The organism is Nocardia sp. NPDC051787 (genome assembly GCF_040681325.1).
Classification (GTDB): domain Bacteria; phylum Actinomycetota; class Actinomycetes; order Mycobacteriales; family Mycobacteriaceae; genus Nocardia.
The window spans coordinates 98,834-118,068 of record NZ_JBFAYO010000003.1 but is presented as its reverse complement, the minus strand read 5'-3'; the positions used below and the strand labels follow the sequence as shown (position 1 = coordinate 118,068).

Annotated in this window: 14 protein-coding genes and 2 pseudogenes; 7 read left to right on the top strand and 9 right to left on the bottom strand. The window is 67.8% G+C overall.

All coding sequences use genetic code 11. The features are described 5' to 3' along the window. Positions 1–21 precede the first annotated feature (21 nt). From AB0M45_RS04340 to AB0M45_RS04320, 5 genes and pseudogenes are all read left to right on the top strand, one after another. Entirely contained in the window at positions 22–1,056 is a 1,035-nt protein-coding gene (locus AB0M45_RS04340) for a ParB/RepB/Spo0J family partition protein (protein ID WP_364322753.1), read from the top strand. 410 nt (positions 1,057–1,466) lie between these two features. Then, entirely contained in the window at positions 1,467–2,195 is a 729-nt protein-coding gene (locus AB0M45_RS04335; RefSeq protein WP_364323073.1) for a GNAT family N-acetyltransferase, read from the top strand. A gap of 77 nt (positions 2,196–2,272) precedes the next feature. Next, positions 2,273–2,521, top strand: coding sequence for a helix-turn-helix domain-containing protein (locus AB0M45_RS04330; RefSeq protein WP_364322751.1), 249 nt, complete (start codon positions 2,273–2,275; stop codon positions 2,519–2,521). Further along, positions 2,518–2,577 (top strand): annotated as a pseudogene (locus tag AB0M45_RS04325) (hypothetical protein); the annotation flags it as partial. The gene AB0M45_RS04330 and the pseudogene AB0M45_RS04325, both read left to right, overlap by 4 nt. 234 nt (positions 2,578–2,811) lie before the next feature. Further along, a pseudogene (locus tag AB0M45_RS04320) lies at positions 2,812–3,221 on the top strand (hypothetical protein); the annotation flags it as partial. Positions 3,222–3,293: 72 nt separating this feature from the next. Here the strand turns inward: AB0M45_RS04320 and AB0M45_RS04315 are convergent. From AB0M45_RS04315 to AB0M45_RS04280, 8 genes are all read right to left on the bottom strand, one after another. Then, the gene (locus AB0M45_RS04315) at positions 3,294–4,487 is read right to left on the bottom strand and encodes an N-acetylmuramoyl-L-alanine amidase (protein WP_364322750.1); all 1,194 of its coding nucleotides are present in this window, start codon (positions 4,485–4,487) and stop codon (positions 3,294–3,296) included. A 160-nt stretch (positions 4,488–4,647) separates the two neighbouring features. Further along, complete coding sequence (trxA, locus tag AB0M45_RS04310; protein ID WP_364322749.1) at positions 4,648–4,980, bottom strand: thioredoxin; 333 nt, start codon at positions 4,978–4,980, stop codon at positions 4,648–4,650. Between the two features lie 33 nt (positions 4,981–5,013). Continuing rightward, the gene (trxB, locus tag AB0M45_RS04305) at positions 5,014–5,994 is read right to left on the bottom strand and encodes a thioredoxin-disulfide reductase (protein ID WP_364322747.1); all 981 of its coding nucleotides are present in this window, start codon (positions 5,992–5,994) and stop codon (positions 5,014–5,016) included. Between the two features lie 107 nt (positions 5,995–6,101). Beyond that, a complete protein-coding gene (locus AB0M45_RS04300; protein ID WP_364322746.1) occupies positions 6,102–6,899 on the bottom strand; it encodes a hypothetical protein in 798 nt (265 codons plus the stop codon). A 103-nt stretch (positions 6,900–7,002) separates the two neighbouring features. Continuing rightward, entirely contained in the window at positions 7,003–7,563 is a 561-nt protein-coding gene (gene sigM / locus AB0M45_RS04295) for an RNA polymerase sigma factor SigM (protein WP_364323070.1), read from the bottom strand. A gap of 331 nt (positions 7,564–7,894) precedes the next feature. Further along, complete coding sequence (locus tag AB0M45_RS04290) at positions 7,895–12,379, bottom strand: lipid II flippase MurJ (protein ID WP_364322745.1); 4,485 nt, start codon at positions 12,377–12,379, stop codon at positions 7,895–7,897. A gap of 226 nt (positions 12,380–12,605) precedes the next feature. After that, positions 12,606–15,179, bottom strand: coding sequence for a DUF6049 family protein (locus tag AB0M45_RS04285; RefSeq protein ID WP_364322743.1), 2,574 nt, complete (start codon positions 15,177–15,179; stop codon positions 12,606–12,608). Beyond that, positions 15,176–15,712, bottom strand: a complete 537-nt coding sequence (locus AB0M45_RS04280) for an NUDIX hydrolase (RefSeq protein ID WP_364322742.1) — start codon at positions 15,710–15,712, stop codon at positions 15,176–15,178. The genes AB0M45_RS04285 and AB0M45_RS04280 overlap by 4 nt, the downstream gene beginning before the upstream one ends. A 339-nt stretch (positions 15,713–16,051) precedes the next feature. Between AB0M45_RS04280 and AB0M45_RS04275 the strand changes: the two genes are divergently transcribed. Beyond that, positions 16,052–17,512, top strand: a complete 1,461-nt coding sequence (locus AB0M45_RS04275) for a CCA tRNA nucleotidyltransferase (protein ID WP_364322741.1) — start codon at positions 16,052–16,054, stop codon at positions 17,510–17,512. Positions 17,513–17,517: 5 nt separating this feature from the next. Here the strand turns inward: AB0M45_RS04275 and AB0M45_RS04270 are convergent, their stop codons facing one another. Continuing rightward, a complete protein-coding gene (locus AB0M45_RS04270; RefSeq protein WP_364322740.1) occupies positions 17,518–18,333 on the bottom strand; it encodes a hypothetical protein in 816 nt (271 codons plus the stop codon). 139 nt (positions 18,334–18,472) lie between these two features. On the opposite strand from AB0M45_RS04270, the gene AB0M45_RS04265 reads away from it, so the two are divergent. Continuing rightward, entirely contained in the window at positions 18,473–19,228 is a 756-nt protein-coding gene (locus tag AB0M45_RS04265) for a 5-oxoprolinase subunit PxpA (protein WP_364322738.1), read from the top strand. Positions 19,229–19,235: the final 7 nt, after the last annotated feature.

Below are 19,235 nucleotides of genomic sequence, written 5' to 3'. Positions count from 1 at the left end.
GAGGAAGGGATCAGTAGACCGATGAGTCAGGCGAAGAAGGGTGGACTCGGGCGCGGCCTTGCCGCGCTGATCCCGACGGCACCGGCGGCGACGCCGGGGCATAGCGGCTCCGCTGCGAGCGTCATCGGTCTCGATCCGATCGGGCCGCAGCCCACCGCGACCTACCTGCACCGGGTGCCCGACCCCGCCGACGACAATGCCGAGCTCGAGGTCGGTGGCGCGATCTACCGTGAGATCCCGCCGGATCAGATCGAGCCCAACCCGAAGCAGCCCCGCACCGCCTTCGAAGAAGAGGCGCTGGCCGAGCTGGTGCATTCGATCCGCGAGTTCGGACTGATGCAACCGATCGTGGTGCGCCGGCTGGAACCAGGCGTCGACCGCTATCAGCTCGTCATGGGCGAGCGGCGCTGGCGGGCATGCCAGGAGGCCGGACTGCCCGCGATCCCCGCAATCGTCCGCGAGACCGCGGACGAGGCGATGCTGCGTGACGCCCTCCTGGAGAACATCCACCGGGTACAGCTGAATCCGCTCGAAGAGGCGGCGGCCTATCAGCAGCTGCTGGAGGAATTCGACGTCACCCATGAGGAATTGGCCGCCCGAATCGGTCGCTCCCGCCCCGTCGTGACGAATATGATCCGTCTACTGAAGTTGCCGATCCCGGTGCAGCGCCGGGTCGCGGCGGGCGTACTGTCCGCCGGGCACGCGCGAGCACTGCTCGGTCTCGAAGCGGGTGCGGACGCCCAAGAGGTGCTCGCCGCCCGTATCGTCGCCGAGGGACTCTCGGTCCGGGCTACCGAGGAAGCCGTCACGCTGGCGAACCGAGATCCGGGCGCCGCGGCGCCCTCCCCTGTTGCCCGGCGGAAGCCGATCCACATGCCGGGTCTGCAGGACGTGGCCGATCGGCTGTCCGGCTCGTTCGACACCCGGGTCACCGTGAGTTTGGGCAAGCGCAAAGGCAAGATCGTCGTCGAGTTCGGGTCGGTCGAAGACCTCGAGCGGATCGTCGCCCTGATGGAGCAGAACACACCTGATGACAAGGCGATCTCTTCTCAGTGACAGAAGTGACGAAATTTAACTTGTGATTTCCATAGGTGCGGGTCTCGGGCCGAAACGTCACTGTGACGGCATGGCTCCGCGCGGCCTCGGAGCGTGTGTTGCTCCAGGGGCAGAGCAGCACAAGTTCTTCTGACCAACAGCACAGCGACATGGAATGAGGCGGGTTCCCTTTGATCGCTTATTCTTGCTGGCGAGCAAATATTGATGCGGCATGAGCGAGCGCAGCGAGCGAGCAATGGATACAGCCGAGCACTCGCTCATGCCGGAGCCGAGCGTCAGCGAGGCGCAGGCGTGAGCGAGTGCAGCGAGCGAGCCATGTCACAGCGCGCAACGCGCACGCCGGAGGCGAGCGCTAGCGAGGCGGAGGCGTGAGCGTGGATGAATCGGACAGCTGGAGGCTGAGCAGAGCGGTGTCGACCAGCGTCACAGCACTTACCCTCGGCGGACTGGAAAAGCTTCCCGCGCATGCGCGGCGCTGCGTTTTCTGGGAGATCGATCCCGCAGTGGCCGAGGACTCTCGCAATTTCAGCGATCCGGTCTTCGAGAAGGAAGCGTGGCTGTCCACGGTCATGCTCGAGTGGGGTTCGTGCGGACAGGTAGCGAACGTCGACGGCAACGTCGCCGGCTGCGCCCTGTACGCCCCGCCGAGTGCGGTGCCGCGGGCCAGCCTCTTCCCCACTTCTCCGGTAAGCCCGGACGCGGTCCTGCTGACCACGCTGCGGGCCGAATTTCCCTATCAGGACGCCGACATTGCCCATCAATTGATCCAGGCGGTGGTGGCGGATCTGGTGCGCCGCGGCGTGCGCGCGCTGGAGGCGTTCGGCATTCGCACCGATCCGTCCACGCAGGCACTGTCGGAGCGCTTCGGCTCGATGACGCTGATGGAACGGATCATCACACCGATCAATGGTGCGAGCGCGGCCGGTGCGGCCACCGAATGCTCGCCGGAGACCTGCATGATCGAAGCCGACTTTCTAGAGGACGTCGGTTTCGAGGTCGTAGCGCCGCACCATCGGTTCCCCCGGTTGCGGTTGGAGCTGGACTCCGATCACGGCTGGAAGGAAGACGTCGAACGGGCGCTGGACCAGCTGCTTGCGGCGGCTTCGATGACCGTACCAACCCGCATCGGGGCGCGCTGAGCCGGAATATCGACGCGCCCCTTGTCGATTCGACTTCGGTTCTAGAAGTCGTCGCAACACCCCGTCCAGGGGATGCGATGGAGTTCGAGGTTCAGAAGGTCCGAATACCGCAGGGGCCCAAGAAGTTAAGCCGCGATCGAGCCGCATACTTCGAGCTCGTGCGGCAGGGATACAGCAGCCGGGAAGCGTGCCGGATCGTCGGGATCAACTACCGGACCGGCAAGCGATGGCGCAATGGCTGGCACTCGCCACCCAACAACAGAAAGCCGGTGCCTCCCGTCAGGCGGGAGGCACCGGCACCTTCTGACCAGCTTGCCGCTACCTGACCGAAGACGAGCGCATCTACATCGCCGATCGGTTACGTGACAAGGCCGAAATCCGGGTTATCGCTCGTGAGCTGGGTCGTGCGGCATCCACGAGCAGCCGCGAGGTCCGTCGCAACCGTCATCCCCGGTACGGCGGTTACCGCCCGCATGCCGCTGCGGCCCGCGCCGATGCCTGCCGACCGCGCCCGAAACCCCCCGCAAATCGCTGGCAATCCGCGACTGCACCGTCTCGTGCAGGATCATCTGAGACTCGCTTCGTGATGCTCGTGCATCTGCCCGCCGACCGGGGCGCGGCCACCGTCCGCGATGCCCTCATCGACACCATGCCGCAGATGCCCGACCAGCTCAAACGCTCACTGATCTGGGACCAAGGCGGAGAAATGGCGTTGCACCACCAGTTCACCCTGGCCACCGACATCTCCGTCTACTTCTGCGATCCGCACTCGCCCTGGCAGCGCGGCTCCAACGAGAATACGAATGGCCTCCTGAAGATGGACGCTTACTTACGGTGTCCAACTTCAGGGGACCACTCCACTCCCCCCCCCTGCGCCAGTATTTCCCCAAAGGCACTGATCGGTCGGTCCACAGCCGCAAACATCTCGACGCCGTCGCAGCGGAACTCAACCAACGTCCACGCAAAACGCTCGGCTGGGATACCCCAGCCGAGCGTCTGGCTATGCTCTTGTCCACTACCAACTAGCAGCGGTGTTGCGACGATCCCTGGAATCCGTCCGAAAGGACAGGGGCGCTTCCCGTTTCAGGGCGAAGAGACCTACATCCGGTCCGCCGCAGCCAGCTCTTCGGCCAGCAATTCCGCGAAAGTGTACGTGCCGGTGGGCTGATCGTCCTGGCCGAGCAGGTACAGCCGCTTCACCGAGATCAGGATCGCTTCGGCGATCACATCCCGCATGCGCGGATTGGTGAGCACTGAGGCGTCGTATTCGTTTGTCACATAGCCGATGTCGACCTGCACGGTCGGCATCTTGGTGAGACGCAAGAGATCCCAGGTTCGCGCATGGGTTCGGCAGTCCTGCAATGAGGTTCGCGCGACGACTTCCCGCTGGATGAAACCGGCCAGCACCTGGCCGATCATCGACACCGAGCCGTGCGAGTTGCCAAAGTAGAATCCCGCGACGCCGTTCGCGAGCGGACTCGGGTTGGTGGCGCAGCGCAATGAGATCATCAGATCGGCGTCGAAGGCGTTCGAGGTATCGGCGCGCTGGGCGTCGGTCGGGTTGGCCCCCCACGGACGCGACAGGAAGGTCTCCATGCCGGTGGCGGCCATCCGGCCCTCTAGGCGACTCGCCAAGTCCCAGAGAATCTCCGACTCGTAGACGTCGCCGTACTCGGTGGGCACCGCGCAGCCCTTGTCCGGACCGCCGAGACCCGGGTCGATGACGATGCGTTTGCCGGTCAGCTGTGGGCCCGCCCGGTGCACCACTTCTTCCTCGGCGATGCGATGCGGATTGCCTCCGGTCACCCTGGCGCCGAGCAGGTCCAGCGAGCGAAGCGTGTCGGGACCGCAGATGCCGTCCGCCGACAACCCGATCTCACGCTGGAAGGCCGTCAGCGCGTCATGGGTGTGCGGCCCGAAATAGCCGTCGACGCGGTGCACGTAGAAACCGAGGTCCTGCAGCCTGCGCTGGAGGGTGGCCACGTCGTCGCCGTACAGCGGTGCGGAGAGCTGATAGATCAACGTGCGCGCGCCGAGCCGGTACGACGCCTCCTTCAACGCCCGATAGGTCGCCGGTCCCACCACGCCATCGACGAGTAACCCGCGGTGCTGCTGGAACGCCCGGACCGCGGAGTCGAGGTGATGGTCGAAGGAGACGTCGGTGTCTTTCCAGTACTCGCGTGCGTCCGCGTGATCGGTACCGACGTGCGCATGTAGGAACCCGAGACTTGCCAGGGTGCCCCGAACCTCTGCTACGGCTGGACCGGAATCGCCGTGACGAAGTCGGTGCATGCGTGAGAGCCCTTTCCTTCCGTCAACCCGCGGGTACCCACTCATGCGATGGGATACACCTTCGCACGACCGGAGCGTCGGTCGATTGTCTCAGACCCGGACCGGGTTGCGACAATTCCCCGGGTCCAGGCATCCTACGGCGCGTTATCGTTTCGCGTCGTCAGATGACGCCGTCGAGTTCCCGCAAAAGAGCCGCTTTGCCCTTCGCTCCGACGATCTGCTTGACCGGCTTACCGCCGCGGAACAGCATCATAGTGGGCAGCGAGAGGATCTGATAATCGCGGGCGGTGCTCGGGTTGGCGTCCACGTCCAGCTTCGCGATGGTCAACTTGTCCGCGTGCGAGCCCGCGATCTCCTCCAGGACGGGGGCGACCATTTTGCACGGCCCGCACCAGTCCGCCCAGAAATCGACGAGGACGGGCTTCTCACTGAGCAGCACGTCGTCGGCGAAGGACGCATCGGTGACGGTGACCGTCTTGGCGGACTCGGACATGAATTTCTCCTTGGAATACGGCGAGACGGAAGATCAGTTGGCAGGGACGATGACCGACTCGCCCGCGTGGTCGAGGGTGTTCGAGGTGATATCGCCCTGCTCGGCCAGCCAGCGTTCGGCGTCGATGGCCGCTCGGCAGCCGGTGCCGGCCGCGGTGATCGCCTGACGGTAGGTGTGATCGACGAGATCGCCCGAAGCGAAGACGCCCGAGATATCGGTGGCGGTCGTCGGGTGCTGCACCAGCACGTATCCCTCGTCGTCCAGCGCGATCTGGCCCTTGACCAGCTCGCTGCGCGGGTCGTGGCCGATCGCGACGAACAGGCCGGTAGCGGGCAGTTCGGAGGTCTCGCCGGTGCGGGTGTCGCGCAGCGTCAGGTGGGTGACGCTGTTCTCACCGTGCACCTCGATCACCTCGGCGTTGAGCACGAACTTGATCTTCTCGTTCGCCTTCGCACGCTCCAGCATGATGCGGGAGGCGCGGAACTCCTCGCGCCGGTGCACGATGGTGACGCTGGAGGCGAACTTGGTCAGGAAGGTGGCCTCCTCCATCGCGGAGTCGCCGCCGCCGACCACGACGATGTCCTGGCCCTTGAAGAAGAAGCCGTCGCAGGTGGCGCAGGCGCTGACACCGCGGCCGAGCAAACGCTGCTCACCCGGGACGTTCAGATACCGCGCGGCCGAACCCATGGCGAGGATCACGGCGTAGGCCTCGTAGACCTCCGAACCGACGGTGACCTTCTTGATCGGGCCGGTGAGGTCCACCGCGTCCACGTCCTCGGTGCGGATGTCCGCGCCGAACCGCTTGGCCTGCTCGCGCATCTCCTCCATGAGATCCGGGCCCATGATGCCGTCGCGGAAGCCGGGGAAGTTCTCCACCTCGGTGGTGGTCATCAGCGCACCGCCGAACTGGGTCCCCTCGAACAGCAGCGGCTCGAGCTCGGCCCGGCCCGCGTACACAGCGGCCGTGTAGCCGGCAGGTCCGGAGCCGATGATGATCAGGTCGCGAACGCTCATGGGGCCCTTCCGGGGAGTTGCAGTGGACGTGTCGGTCAACAACAGGGTAATGGCTGTTGTTCCCGCGTTGTCCGGGTCACACGGTGCGTGTGCCCGATATCGCAGGTTCAGCCGATGTCCTGCACTGCCCGGCGTTGTGGATCGCCTGTCCCGCAGCCGGTTCCGACGACAAGCGCGGTGATCGTGGGTTGACGTGGGCCGCTGAGCAGGATGAGGACCGCGTTGCGGTCCTGGAATGTGATGTCGGTGGAGCCGAGGACGGTCCGATCGAGTCCGTTAGCTTGTACGCAGCGGTTCAAGGCGGCCGGATTGGCGAGGGAGCCGGTGACGGTGTGGCGACCGAGGGCGGAGAGCGCGACGGTGGCGGTGAGATCCTCGCCGAGGTGGTCGGTTCCAGTGGTGGGTTGAGCGGTGGGTGGTGCGGGGTCGTCACCGCCGCGCAGCATCGAGACGACGCCGCCCACACTGGTGACAGCGAGGATCGCCGCGGCTGCCGCGGCCAACCAGCGCAACCTGCCGCGGCGGTGCTCGTGGAGAACGACCGGCTGTGTCGGCGTGGATTCCGAAATCGTTGGTTCCCCGGCTGATTCGTCTGTCGGCACCGACGGCAGAGAATGGATCGTGGCATCCTGCGCAGTCGGCCCCTCGGGTGAGTCCAACTCGTCGACGAACTGCGTGAGGCGGGCCGCGACGTCGGCGGGCATGGTGTGGACGATGCGCTCGTCCCGGCCCAGGGCACGGAGCTCGGAGCTGACCTCGTCGAGTGACCGCAGGTAACGCAGCGCCTGTGGGTCGCGCGAGACGGCGGGCCACAACTGCTCACGCTGCTCCGGCGCCACGTTGTCGGCGTGCAGGTCGGCGAGCAACTCGGCCGTGAGCGCGGGCCGCGGCACCCGGGTCGCCATCGCACCTCCGTTGTTCGCCTCTGGACATCACCGCAACCCCCTCGCCGATGGGGACTGCCTCTACATCGCTCCATGGTTCGTCACTGTTAATGACGCATCGCAGCTACCTCCGGTTCCCCGGATCACGCAGAAAATCCAACCGCTGTTGCAACCGCTGCCGTGCCCGCGCGCACCGGCTCTTGATCGTCCCCTCCGCCACACCCAGTAACGCGGCCGCCTCAGCCACGCTATACCCCTCCACATCCACCGCGACCAACGCGGTGCGCTGCTCCGGCGGCAGCGTGAACAGGGCGCGATCGATCACCATCGACATCTCCAGCTCGGCGATCGCATCGCGTTCGTCCTTCGGTTCGGGCATCGTCTCCGGTGAGAGCGAGATTGCGCGCCTGGTCTTGTTGCGCCGGATCCGATCCAGGCAGGCGTTCACCACGATCGCGTGCAGCCAGCTGCGGACCTCCGCCTCGCCGCGAAACGATCCGGCCGTGCGATGCGCCGACAACAACGCATCCTGCAACGAATCCGCCGCGTCCTCCCGGGTATAGGAGGTGCGCAACGCCGTCTGCCACAAATGATCGTTATGCCTGCGCAGCAGCTCGGCGAACGCGTGCCGCTGGCCACGGACGTGCGCCCGCAACAACTCGACATCGGTGTACTCATCGGGGATGAACGAGCGCTCGCGGTACGCGACCGGCCGCGACGTCCCCCCGCGAAACCCCTCGTTCAATTCGGATGACAATGCCAACCCCTTGGACAGCGCTCACGGCGGCAACGGGCACGGTTGACCATCGCCGAGAATTTCGCAGCATCCGGGATCGATAGCACCAGAACCCGGGAAGCTCCCCTGCTGAGAGCGCTCGAAGATCATATCGCCCGGCACGATTTGGCAGCAACCAAGGGACCGGGCGGAAATCGGAGGAACGCGCGACGCCCAGCGTGCGCGTGCGGATGGCCGATACGAGCGAATACCTGCCGTAGAAGTTCCGGCTGGCGCCGGGCTAAGGCGCGGCGTCGAAACGAATGTCGGCGATCGCGCTTTGGAACTGACCGCCGGAGTTGCCGAGTCCGGTGATCCAGACGAGCACATAACGGGCGGCTTGATCGGCGCGCACGGGGATGTCGGTGACGCCGTCGTCCAGCCGGGCGGAACCGATCAGCTGGGTCTGATCCAGAGTCGGCGAGCCGGTGGGTGACGTGCGAATCTCCACCGACGTGCCCGCGCTGGGCGAATTGATCGAGACGTTCGTGAGCTTGGCGGGGCTGGGCAGGGTTGCCAGCAGCCCGACGCCCTTCTTGAGCGCCGGGAACTGCTGGAAGTACTGATCCGTGCGCCACTGGGTGTCCGGGTCGTTGTCCAGCACCGCTTGGACGTTGCCGACGCCGTCGGGGGTGCCCTCCGGAGAGAACACCGTCACGCCGGTCACCGGGACCGGCACGCCGGTCGAGGTGAGGTTGGGACCAGCCGCCGCGGGAGTAGGAGCGGGCTGGCTGTTGGTGGTCAGCCCGATATTGCGTTGTTCGTTCAGCGGTGCGTCCGAGGCGCCCGGCGCGAACACACTGACCATCCACCAGATGACGATGCCGACCACCAGCGCGGCGAGGATGCCGAGCCCGACCATGATCCACATCATGCGCTGCGAGCGTTCCCGCTCCGCCGCGAGCAGTTCCGGATCGGCGAGCGAGTCGTCGATGTTCGCGGGCGCGCGCTGACCGAGTCGAAGCACCGGGATGAAATCGGTCTTCTGGTCGACCACCGACGCCTGCTCGAGCACGTGCTGGACCGTGGCGGCGGTGCGCACGCCCTTGTTCGATTCCAGGGAGCGCACGGCGACCGCGGAGATCTCGAACGGCACTTCGGGGCGGATCTGCCGCGGCTCGATGGGGGTGCCGTCCGGTCCGAAGTCGGCCAGCCGCAAGCCGCCGACCGTGGCGGCCGCGCCGGTGACGCCGCCGGAGCGGATCGGCCAGCGCGCGGTGATCAGCGCATAGAGCATCGCACCGAGACCGCGCACGTCGGACTGCGCGTCCGAATCGGACAGCGTGCCAGGGAAGGCGAGTACCGCGTCACCGGACGCGCTGATGCGCACCCGGTCCGGGTGGTCGATGGACAGCGACCCACCGCCGCGGTGGGCCAACTCGGCCGCCGAGGCGAGCGCACGGATGGCGCGCGCCGCACCGATCGGCGAGGGCACCGTCTCGGCCATCTCGCGCAGAGAGCGGCCCGGCGTCCACTCCGCGACCACGATGCCGCCGGAGCTGCCGCGCACCACGTCCAGAACACGGGCGAGGCCGGGCGAATTGATCCTGCCGAGACGCAGCGTGCGGGACAGGATCGCCTGGGGGCCGTCGTGGCCGGAGTTGTCGGTCGCCTTCTGGTCGGCGTCGACGAAGGTCAACGCGACCTCGCGGTCGAGTTTGATGTCCAGCGCCTGCCAGAACTTCAGGCCGCGAGCACCGCCGTGGCTGGCCAGCAGCCGGTAGCGCCCACCGGCCACCGAGGCGCCCGGGATCAGTTTGGGGCCGCGCGGAATGCGCCGAGCGCCGAGGTTTTCCCCACCCATCGGCGGCATCTCCGGCGAGCCGATGGGGATCATCCCGGTGTCGTACATCGGATCGCGCGGCGGCAGCTGGTTCTCCTGCGGTCTCGCCGCGCCCTGATCCGGCGGAGCCGTGCCCGGCTCCTTGTTCGCGTACGCGGGATCCAACGGCTCCCCCGCGGTCGGCGGTACATCGGTGGACAGTCCGCCGGCCGTGGTCGCAGAAGAATCGGCGGCTGGGACGCCGCCCACCGCGTCGTCGCTCACCCTCGGTCCTCCTTCGCCCTGATATGTCGAGGTTCCGGCGAATTCGCCACTTGTGCTTCTCTGCCGAACAGGGTACGGGAACTCACCCACGCCGGTGCGGTCAACGGCTTCCGCTCTGATCACGGGCAGCACCATGGTCTGGGCATCCATGTACGGGTCGAAGCGCGGGTAGGCCAGATACGGGTCGGGCCTGCGGAGCACCTGCGTGACGTAGGGATCTTCGACCGGGCTCTCCAGGTCGAGATCCGGCGCGGGCGGGGTCCAGCCGAGACGCCGCGAGATGGCCACCGTGATGGCGACGATCTCGGGAATCCCGGCGAGTCGCATCAGGCCGAAGGCCACCGCGAACATGACGACCGCGGTGATCGCCACCCGGATCAGCGAGCCCGGACCGTCGAAGGCCGCGCTCAGCCGGTCCAAGCCGAGTACCCGATCCACGATCCACATCACCGCGCCGCCGGCGAGCGACGCGAGCACCACCCGGGTCACCGTGCGGCCGACGTTGCTCATTCGGAGATCGCCCAGGCTGCGGTGCAGCAGGAAGCCGCCGACCACCGCGCCGACCGCGAAGCCGAGGCCGTTCGCGACGCCCAGCGCGATCACCACGTGCTCGGCGTCGGTAACCATCGGGGCCAGCGCCGAGAAGACGATCTTCGCGGCGGTGATGCCGAGAATGATCCAGGTCGGAATCCACGCCTGTTCCCTGGCGTAGAACACGCGCAGGTGGATGAGCACGAGGGAATACGGAAGCAGCGCGAACGCCGACCAGCTGACCGCGAGGCCGAGGCGCTCGGCGTCGGAGCCGAAGTTGCCGTAGCCGTACAGCGCCTGCCCGACCTGCGGCCCGGCCAGTGTGAGGAAGGTGACCACCGGAACCAGGGCGATCATGGTCAGCCGGGTGGCGGCGGAGAGATCGTCCACCACCGCGGGCGTGTCGTCGGCCGCGGCGTTGCGGCTCAGCCGCGGCATGATCGCCGTCAGCACCGTGACACCGAGCACGCCGTAGGGCAGTTGCAGCAGCAGCCAGGCGTTGTTGTAGATCGCCGGGCCGGCAGCGTCGGCATGCGAGGAGATCCGCGTGGCGAAAACGAAGCCCGCCTGGCTGATCAGGACGTACAGGACGATGGCGGCGCCCATGCCGCCGAACTGCTTGAGCCGGGCGTCGATCCCCCAGAGCGGACGCAGGTCGATGCCCGCCCTGCGGATCGCCGGGATCAGGCTGACCGCCTGCACAACTACGCCGGTCAGGACGCCGACGCCGAGAACCAGCAGCTTGGGATCGCTCATCCGGACCGGATCCAGGGTGATTTCGCCCGGCATCAGCACGTACAGGCCGAGCACGGCCAGCACGACCAGATTGTTCAGCACAGGCGCCCACGCGCCGGGCTTGAACATCTGCCTGGTGTTCAGGATCGCCGTGAGCAGCGCCGACATGCCGTAGAACAGGATCGCCGGCAGCAGCAGGAAGGCCAGCGCCGTGGTGAGGGCGGTGTTCACCTGGCCGTCGTCGGACAAAAAGACGTGCGTGGTCAGCACCGGCGCCGCCGCCGTAGCCAACAGCGCGGCGGTCGCCAGAACCACGAAAGCCGCGGTCACCAAGCGCCGGACGAAGGCGGCCCCGCGATCGGGGTCCTCCTGCTCCGCGCGCACCAGCGTCGGGACCACGATGGCGGTGAGCACCGCGCCGAGCACCAACTCCGCGATCATGTTCGGGATCTGGCTGGCGACGGTGAACGCGCTGGCGATGGCCGGGCCGAGCACGGTCAGCAGCAGCAGTTGCTTGCCGAACCCGGTGATCCGGCTGATCAGCGTCGCGAACGCGATCGATCCCGAGTCGCTGAGCAGCCGGGCACTCGAACTCTGCTTCGAGTCCTCGTCCTTCGGCGGCTCCGCGGTCGTGGCGGCGGGCCACTGCCTGGTCCGGGGGCGGTCCGGCTCGGCGTACTCGTGCCGAACCGGCGTGGGCGGCCGCTGTCGCGGCGGTGGCGGGAATTGCTGCGGCTGCTGTGGGGCATAGCGCGGCGGTGGCACTCGGCCGGACTCGGGCGCGGCGGCCGGGATCGGTCCGGATTGGGGCGGGCGCTGCGCGGCCGGGATGGGACCCGACTGCGGCGGACGCGGCGTGGCCGGAATCGCACCCGAGTGTGGTGACCGCGGCACGGCGGGCGGAGCAGGTGGCGCGGGCCTCGGCGCACCGGTGGGGAGCGGACCGGGCTGTCCCGGCCCCGGACGTGCGGGACCAGGCGGCATCGGACGCCGTTGCTCGGCGGGACCGGCCGCCTGTCCAGGGCCGGGCCTTTGTGCGAAACCGGACACTTGTGCGGAACCGGGCGGTCGTCCGGCGCCCGGAGGTGTCGCCGGGTACTGCCGTTGGCCCGGATGCGGCCCGGGATCGGAGCGCGGCGGTGGCGGAACGGGCGGCCGTTGCGGTCGCGGCTGGGGTACGGGCGGCGGTGGTGGCATGTGCTGGCCCGGCCTGGGCTGCGGCGCGGCCGAGGGACGACTGATCTGCGGCACCTGCGGCTGGCCGCCGTTGTGGCTGCCGTTCATGTCCGGTTCACCGGCCTCGGAATGCGGCGGACGGCGTTCCCACGGTGCGACCGGCGCTCGGCGGGCCGGTGGCCCGTCGAGCCGATCACCTGGTCCAGGGCGATGAGCCGATATGTCATCGTCGCTCATCATGCCTCCTGTACCCGCCGGGATATCCGCACCCCCATCGGTGTGATGAGCCGCGGCTCACCACACCGGTTCACCGGGATCGGTGAATGTTCTGCCCATCGCGCCCCTCCGGCTCTGGCCGGCACGGGAACACTCCGATTGTCCTCCACCGTGCCACACGACACCGTGGGATACCACATTGATGCAGGTAGAAGCGGTTTGCGAGGGTCCGTCGCCGCGGGGTCCCTCACCGGGTCTCCTGGAGCTGCTCCTGCTCCCGCAGCATCCGGCTGCGTGCGCGCCGGTACCGGTTGACCCGGCGCCTGGTGCCGGGATCGAATCCCTCGTCCGCCGGGTCGGGCTGCCCACGGAACCGGCGCCACAAACGGCGGCCGGCCAACAGGAGCAGCAGGAGTCCGGCGCATCCGGTAATTATCGCCAAGGGCTGGCCATAAGCGTTCGAACGCACCGAGACTTGCGTGGGATTGCCGAGTGCGATCCCTTCCGATGTGGTAAGCGAGATGGGAATGACCAGGTTGCGGCTGTCGCTGACCTCGGTCGGAATCTGGAACGATCGGGAGCCGTTCGCCGGAAGTTGCTGCTCGCCGGGATCGGTGATCTCCGTCTCCGCCGGTGCCTCGATCCGGAACCTGACCCGGATGGCCACGGGCAGATCATTGCGTGCGACCAGCAGCAACGGGCTCTGCTCGGACGCGAGCGTGTACACCCCGCCCGGCGGCAGCACAGTGACCGAGCGGTACAGCCGGTCCATCGTCCGGATGATCTGGTCCAGCCTGCGCTGGGCGAAGGTGTCCGGTTGCGCGGTGTCGTCCGCGCGCCTGTCCGACAGGCTCAGCGTGCGAATCAGGTCGTCCCGCAGCGGCGTCAGGAAAGCGTGCGGTGTCAGCTCGGCCTCCGGCACGTCGACCAACGCGCGCATCATCTCGCTGATCCGGCGGCCCTGGTCGCGCACCGGCAGCACGAATCGGTCCGGCACCGCATCCTGCGCGACCTGGGGCAGATAGTCCAGCTCGTAGGGCTGGGGGTCCGGCGGCAGCGCCACCAAGTCATGGAACGGACGCGCGGTGGCTAGGTTGCCGCGCAGCAGCATGTCCACCTGGCGCAACAGCGCGGTCGCTTCGTCGCGGTTCGGGCCCCACTGTTGCGGTGGCACGAGCAACAGTGAGCGTGGCCGGCTCGTCTCCGGATTCAGCGCGGTCCAGGAGATCGCCCCGAGCGCGTCCTGCAATCGCGCCGCGCGCGAATCGTTGGTGACGTCGTAGCGAACCCCGGACGGAGTGAACGGCGGCGTGGGTGGATTGGAGCCGACCGCGGCCAGGGCGGTCGCGGACCAGATGTCGAACGTCACCGCGTGCAGCGCTGGGTCGGCGGCCGGAGCGGGCGCGGCCGACGGAGTTCCGTTGGCCGCTGCCGGTGGCGGCGGCGCCGGGGTCGGCGATATCGCGGTGATCGCGGGCAGCCGGACCACTTCCGGGCTTGCCGAGTCGGCGATCGGGGAAACCGAGTTCGGATCGGCCGCTGTCCTGCCGCTTTCGCTGGTCGACTGCGCCCAATCCGCGGCGCCCTGCGGAATGGTGGCCGTCGAGGCGAGCACGGCGGTCCCGAAACCGTGGTTGCGCAACAGGAGTCCCGCACTGGCGTCGATGCTGCCGGAATCCGGCAGGCTGACACCCCGCACCGAGCTGGTGGACAGGATCGAGTCGATGATGTCGGCGGGTTCGGTGATCGCGCGCGCGGACAGCGCCGGGTCGTTGACCGCGGCCAGCGTCGAGAGATCGACCTGCGCGAACGGCAGCGCCACGGTGCACATCGACCCGGCCAGCGTGCGCAACCGATCCAGCCAGATCTGCGCGTTTTCGGCGCCCGCGCCCGCTCTGGTCGCGCCATCGGGGTCGGACGGGCTCGCCAGCACGCGATATCCCCTGGTCATCGACCGCACTGTGAGCAGCAGATCGGGATCGACGGCGAGGCATACCGCCGAAGCCAGATTGCCGTCCCTGGTGGTGCCCCCGCCGATCGCTCCCTCCAGAGCGGACAACAGTTGGTCGAGACGACCGCCCTTACCGAGCGAAGCGGCAAGTTCATCGTCGGTGAGTTCCACTTTGCCGTCGACGTTGCCCGGATGGCCCGCGACCTGCCTCGGCCGGTCGGCCAACGGCCACAGCAAGGTTGTCGCCACGGGCGCGTCAGTAGGCGAAGGTACCGCCGGGGCCGGGTAGCCGGAGCCGTCTTCGCCCGGAGCGGGCGGCACTCCGAGGACCGGTAGCAGGAACCTGGCATCGTCGAGCCTGGCCTGGGTGCCGTAGGCGGGTTCGCCGTTCACGTTCAGCAGGAGTGGATAGATGCCCGGCTCGGTGATGCGCAGCGACGACGTCGTGCCGCTCTCCGAGCGCAACGGGATGCTCAAGGTGAACTGTTTGCGCTGTCCCGGATTGAGTCGCAGCGCGACATCCTCGAACTCGCCGTTCACGTCGTAACTGACCTCATCGAGGCGCAAAGTGGCGCGCAACCCGCTCGGCGCGGTGATCGCCGCCGCTCGCTGGATGCGGATGCTGACGTCGTCCACCCAGCGGTCGCCGATGTTGGTGACCGTGCCCGAGACGGTGAGCAGCGGATCGCTGGCGGTGGTCACCGTCGTCGGCGACACCGAATCCAGCGAGAGCTTCAGGAACTTCGGGTTCGACGAGGTACCGGATCCGCTGGGTTGGGCCACGGCCGTCCCATCCAGCAGCGGCAGCGCCGTCACGGGGCCGAGGATGGTCAGGACCGCCACGAAGATCCGGAACAGTCCACGCGTCATCGCTTGCCGGTCTCCATCCGGTCGATCAGCTTGTTCGCCATCTCGGCCAGTCGCCGTTCATCGGCGTAGGCCAGCCGAGAATCCAGCTCGCTCAACGGAACCCACGCGACCTGGGTGACTTCCACGTCGGCGTCGGACAGTTCACCACCGACCGAACGCAGCAGATAATGATGCACCGTTTTGTGTACCCGCCGACCGTCGGTCACGAACCAGTAATCGATGCTGCCGAGTTCGGCGACCACGACACCATTGATGCCGGTCTCCTCGGCGACCTCCCGGATCGCGGTTTGCTCGGCCGTCTCGCCTTCTTCGATATGTCCCTTGGGCAGTGACCACAGTAGCCGCCCGCGCCGGTCGGTGCGGCCGATGAGGGCCGCGCTGCGGTTCTCCCGCGGACCGTCCAGGCCGTCGACGACGAGCCCGCCCGCCGAGGTCTCCCGCACCGTTCGCATCCGCGGTTTCGCGACATTGGCGGCCGAACCGCGGCGCCGAGACTGGCGGCGTCGACTGTTCGCACGATCGGCCGGAGACACCTGGCAATCCTACTGTGTTTGATTTGCAGCGCCTGCGGCGCTGCGTGTTCGCGGCCCCCTTGGGGCTCGCGTGCGAGCGACCGCTGCTTGCGACTTCGTCGCTTGCGCGTCGGCCGCTCGGACGCGAGCCGGGCCGCGAACGGGCAATGCCAGGTCTCGTTTCGCTCGAAAAACCGAGGTTGAGCCGGTGCGGGAGCGCTGGGCAGTGACCGGCAATCCTGAATGTTCGCGGAACCCTGCCGCGACTGCGAGCCGCAGGTATGCCCCCCGAACTGCCACTGTTGTGTGCGTGGACTGCGCCGTAATATTCGGCGTCGCGGCTCGGTAAGCTGCTCATTCGTGGTTTCGCCCAAGTCCGAGGACGCTGCGCTGGATAGACGTACCCGATTGCTGGCCGCCGCGGCGGTGACGCTGGGGAGGCTGTCGGATGTGCTGACGCCCCTTGGCGAGATGTTCGCCGCGGGGGGACACGAGCTGTACCTGGTGGGCGGCAGTGTGCGCGACGCGGTGCTCGGCAGGCTGGGGACCGATCTGGATTTCACCACCGACGCGCGGCCGGAGGTGGTACAGGACATCGTGCGCGGCTGGGCCGACCATGTGTGGGACACCGGCGGTCTGGCGTTCGGCACGGTCAGCGCGGCAAAAGGCGCCGAGCAACTGGAGATCACCACATTCCGCGCGGACAGCTACGACCGCGTGTCCCGCAACCCTCAGGTGACCTTCGGCGACTCGCTCGAGGACGACCTGGTGCGCCGGGATTTCACGGTGAACGCGATGGCGGTCCGGATCGGCGCGGACGGCGCGCTGGAGTTCGTCGATCCGCTCGACGGGATGAATGCCCTGCTCGAGGGGCTGCTCGATACGCCTGCCGCCCCGGAGGATTCGTTCAACGACGACCCACTGCGCATGCTGCGCGCCGCGCGGTTCGTCGCCCAGCTCGGCTTCGAGCTGCACCCGCGGGTCCGGGCCGCGATCACCGCGATGGCCGGAGAGATCGACCGGATCACCGCGGAGCGGGTGCGCGTCGAGCTGGACAAGCTGATCGCGGGCGCACACCCGATCGACGGCATCAACGTCATGTGCGAGACCGGGCTGGCCCAGCGGGTGCTGCCCGAAGTCCCCGCGATGAAGCTGGAGATCGACGAGCATCATCAGCACAAGGACGTCTACTGGCATTCGCTCACCGTGCTGGAGCAGGCCATCGACCAGGAAGAAGGCGACCCCGACCTGGTGCTGCGCTGGGCCGCGCTGCTGCACGACATCGGCAAGCCCGATACCAAGCGCAACGAGCCGGGTGGCGGCGTCAGCTTCCACCATCATGAGGTGGTCGGCGCGAAGATGGTGCGCAAACGGATGCGGGCGCTGAAGTACCCGAAGCAGTTCACCGAAGACGTGGCCAGGCTGGTCTTCCTGCACCTGCGCTTCCACGGCTACGGCAAAGGCCAGTGGACCGATTCGGCTGTCCGGCGCTATGTCACCGACGCCGGCGATCTGCTCCCCCGTCTGCACAAACTCGTCCGTGCCGACTGCACCACCCGCAATAAGCGCAGGGCCGCCGCGTTGCGCGCAACCTATGACGAGCTCGAGGCGCGGATCGAGCATCTGCGGCAGCAGGAGGACCTGGCCAAGCTCCGCCCGGACTTGGACGGCAACGCGATCATGGAGCTGCTCGGCCTGCCGCCCGGCCCTGAGGTCGGCCGGGCCTGGCGTCATCTGAAGGAACTGCGCCTCGACCACGGGCCGCTCACCCGCGAGGAAGCCGAGTCGGCACTGCTCGAGTGGTGGAAAACGCAGAGCTGACCGGGTCAGAAGACGATCAGGGTGGTGCCCGCCAGGATCGCGGAGCGAATCTGCGCGAGATCGAACGAACCGGTGACCTCGGGTAGTTCGATGCGGAACCGGATCAGCTCGCCCTCGCGGGTGGCATGCGCGATCCGGGCGCCGTTGGGGAGTTGCTCCAGCAGCACCGCGGGAACGCCGATCAGCCTGCGCGGGATCGGAACGCCGAACCAGCTCGCCCTGCGCACGGCGATGTCCAGCCGATTGTCCGTGACGGACGCTTCGATCAGCGCCGTGACCGCTCGTCGGCGGTGCCTGGCCCGGATGAATCCGGTTTCATGCAGGTCCAGGGTCCAGCCAAGCGGCTGGGTGTTGAGCCACCCGACCAGCGCCGCGGCGGTGACCGTGCCGTCCAAGTCGAGCCGCGCGGCGCGGACCTTGGTCGGGACGCCCGGAATCAAGCGGACGCCATGTGCGATGACGGTCACGGCCTCGATCGAATGGTCGTCCCAGCGCAGCCCCGCCAACACCGTCTTGGTCTGGAAATGCGCGCCGCGGCGGCGCACCTTCAGCACCCGCAAGGTGGCCCGCAGGTCGTGCCCCAGCAGCGTTGCGCTGACCTCCTGTCCGCCGAAGCGGCTCAGGATGCCCTCGCTGAGCATCGTCATCAGCACATCCGGCAGCAGCGCCGTGACGGTTCCGGAGCCGAGGTCGGCGACCGGATCCAGCCAAGCGGTGCTCAGCGTGACCCACTGCTCCAGCCAGGATTGATCGAACAGGCGCTTGCCGAGATCGGCTGCCCGTGACGGCGACCAGGACTTCGGATCGAAATACGTGGCCATGATTGGACCGAGCGTACTTGGCCAGGCCCGCCGAACCTGGGATCTGTGAGCCAGGTCGCGCGGACGGGCGCATTTGCCGGGACAGACGCCTCGGTACGAGAATCGAAGTCCGCCGCAACACGGAACTGGGAGAACGCACATGGCGCTGGATCTCAACAGTGATCTGGGCGAGGGCTTCGGACCGTGGACGATGGGCGACGACGCCGCCATGCTCGACATCGTCACCAGTGCGAACATCGCCTGCGGTTTCCACGCGGGCGACCCCTCGATCATGCGCACGACGTGCGCGCTGGCCGTGGCGAAGGGGGTGCGGATCGGCGCCCACGTGGGATACCGCGACTTGGCCGGATTCGGGAGGCGCGAGATCACTGTCGCGCCCGGGGAGTTGCGTGACGAGGTGCTGTATCAGATCGGCGCCCTCGACGCCTTCGCGAAGGCCGCGGGCGATCGGGTTCGGTACGTGAAGCCCCATGGGGCGCTGTATCATTCGGCCGCGCGGAATCGGATGATTGCCGACGCGGTGCTGGGCGCGATCGTGGAGTACGACCTGCGGCTCGGATTACTCGGCCCGGCGGGCACCCAGCTGGAGTTGGCCGCACAGGACGCAGGGGTGCGATTCATCGGCGAGGGTTTCGCCGACCGCGCCTACACGCTGGACGGCTCGCTGGCCGCGCGTGGTGCGCCCGGCGCGGTGCTGCACCCGGCGGATGCTGTCGCCCAGGCGGTTTCGATCGCCCAGTCGGGCACCGCACGGACGGTCGACGGATCCGGCGCGGTAGCGGTGCGTGCCGCGAGTGTCTGCGTGCACGGTGATTCCCCCGCGGCGGTGGAGATGGCCCGTCGGATTCGTGCCGCGCTCGGCGAAGTCGGCGTGCCGGTGGAGCCGTTCGGCTGAGGCCGGG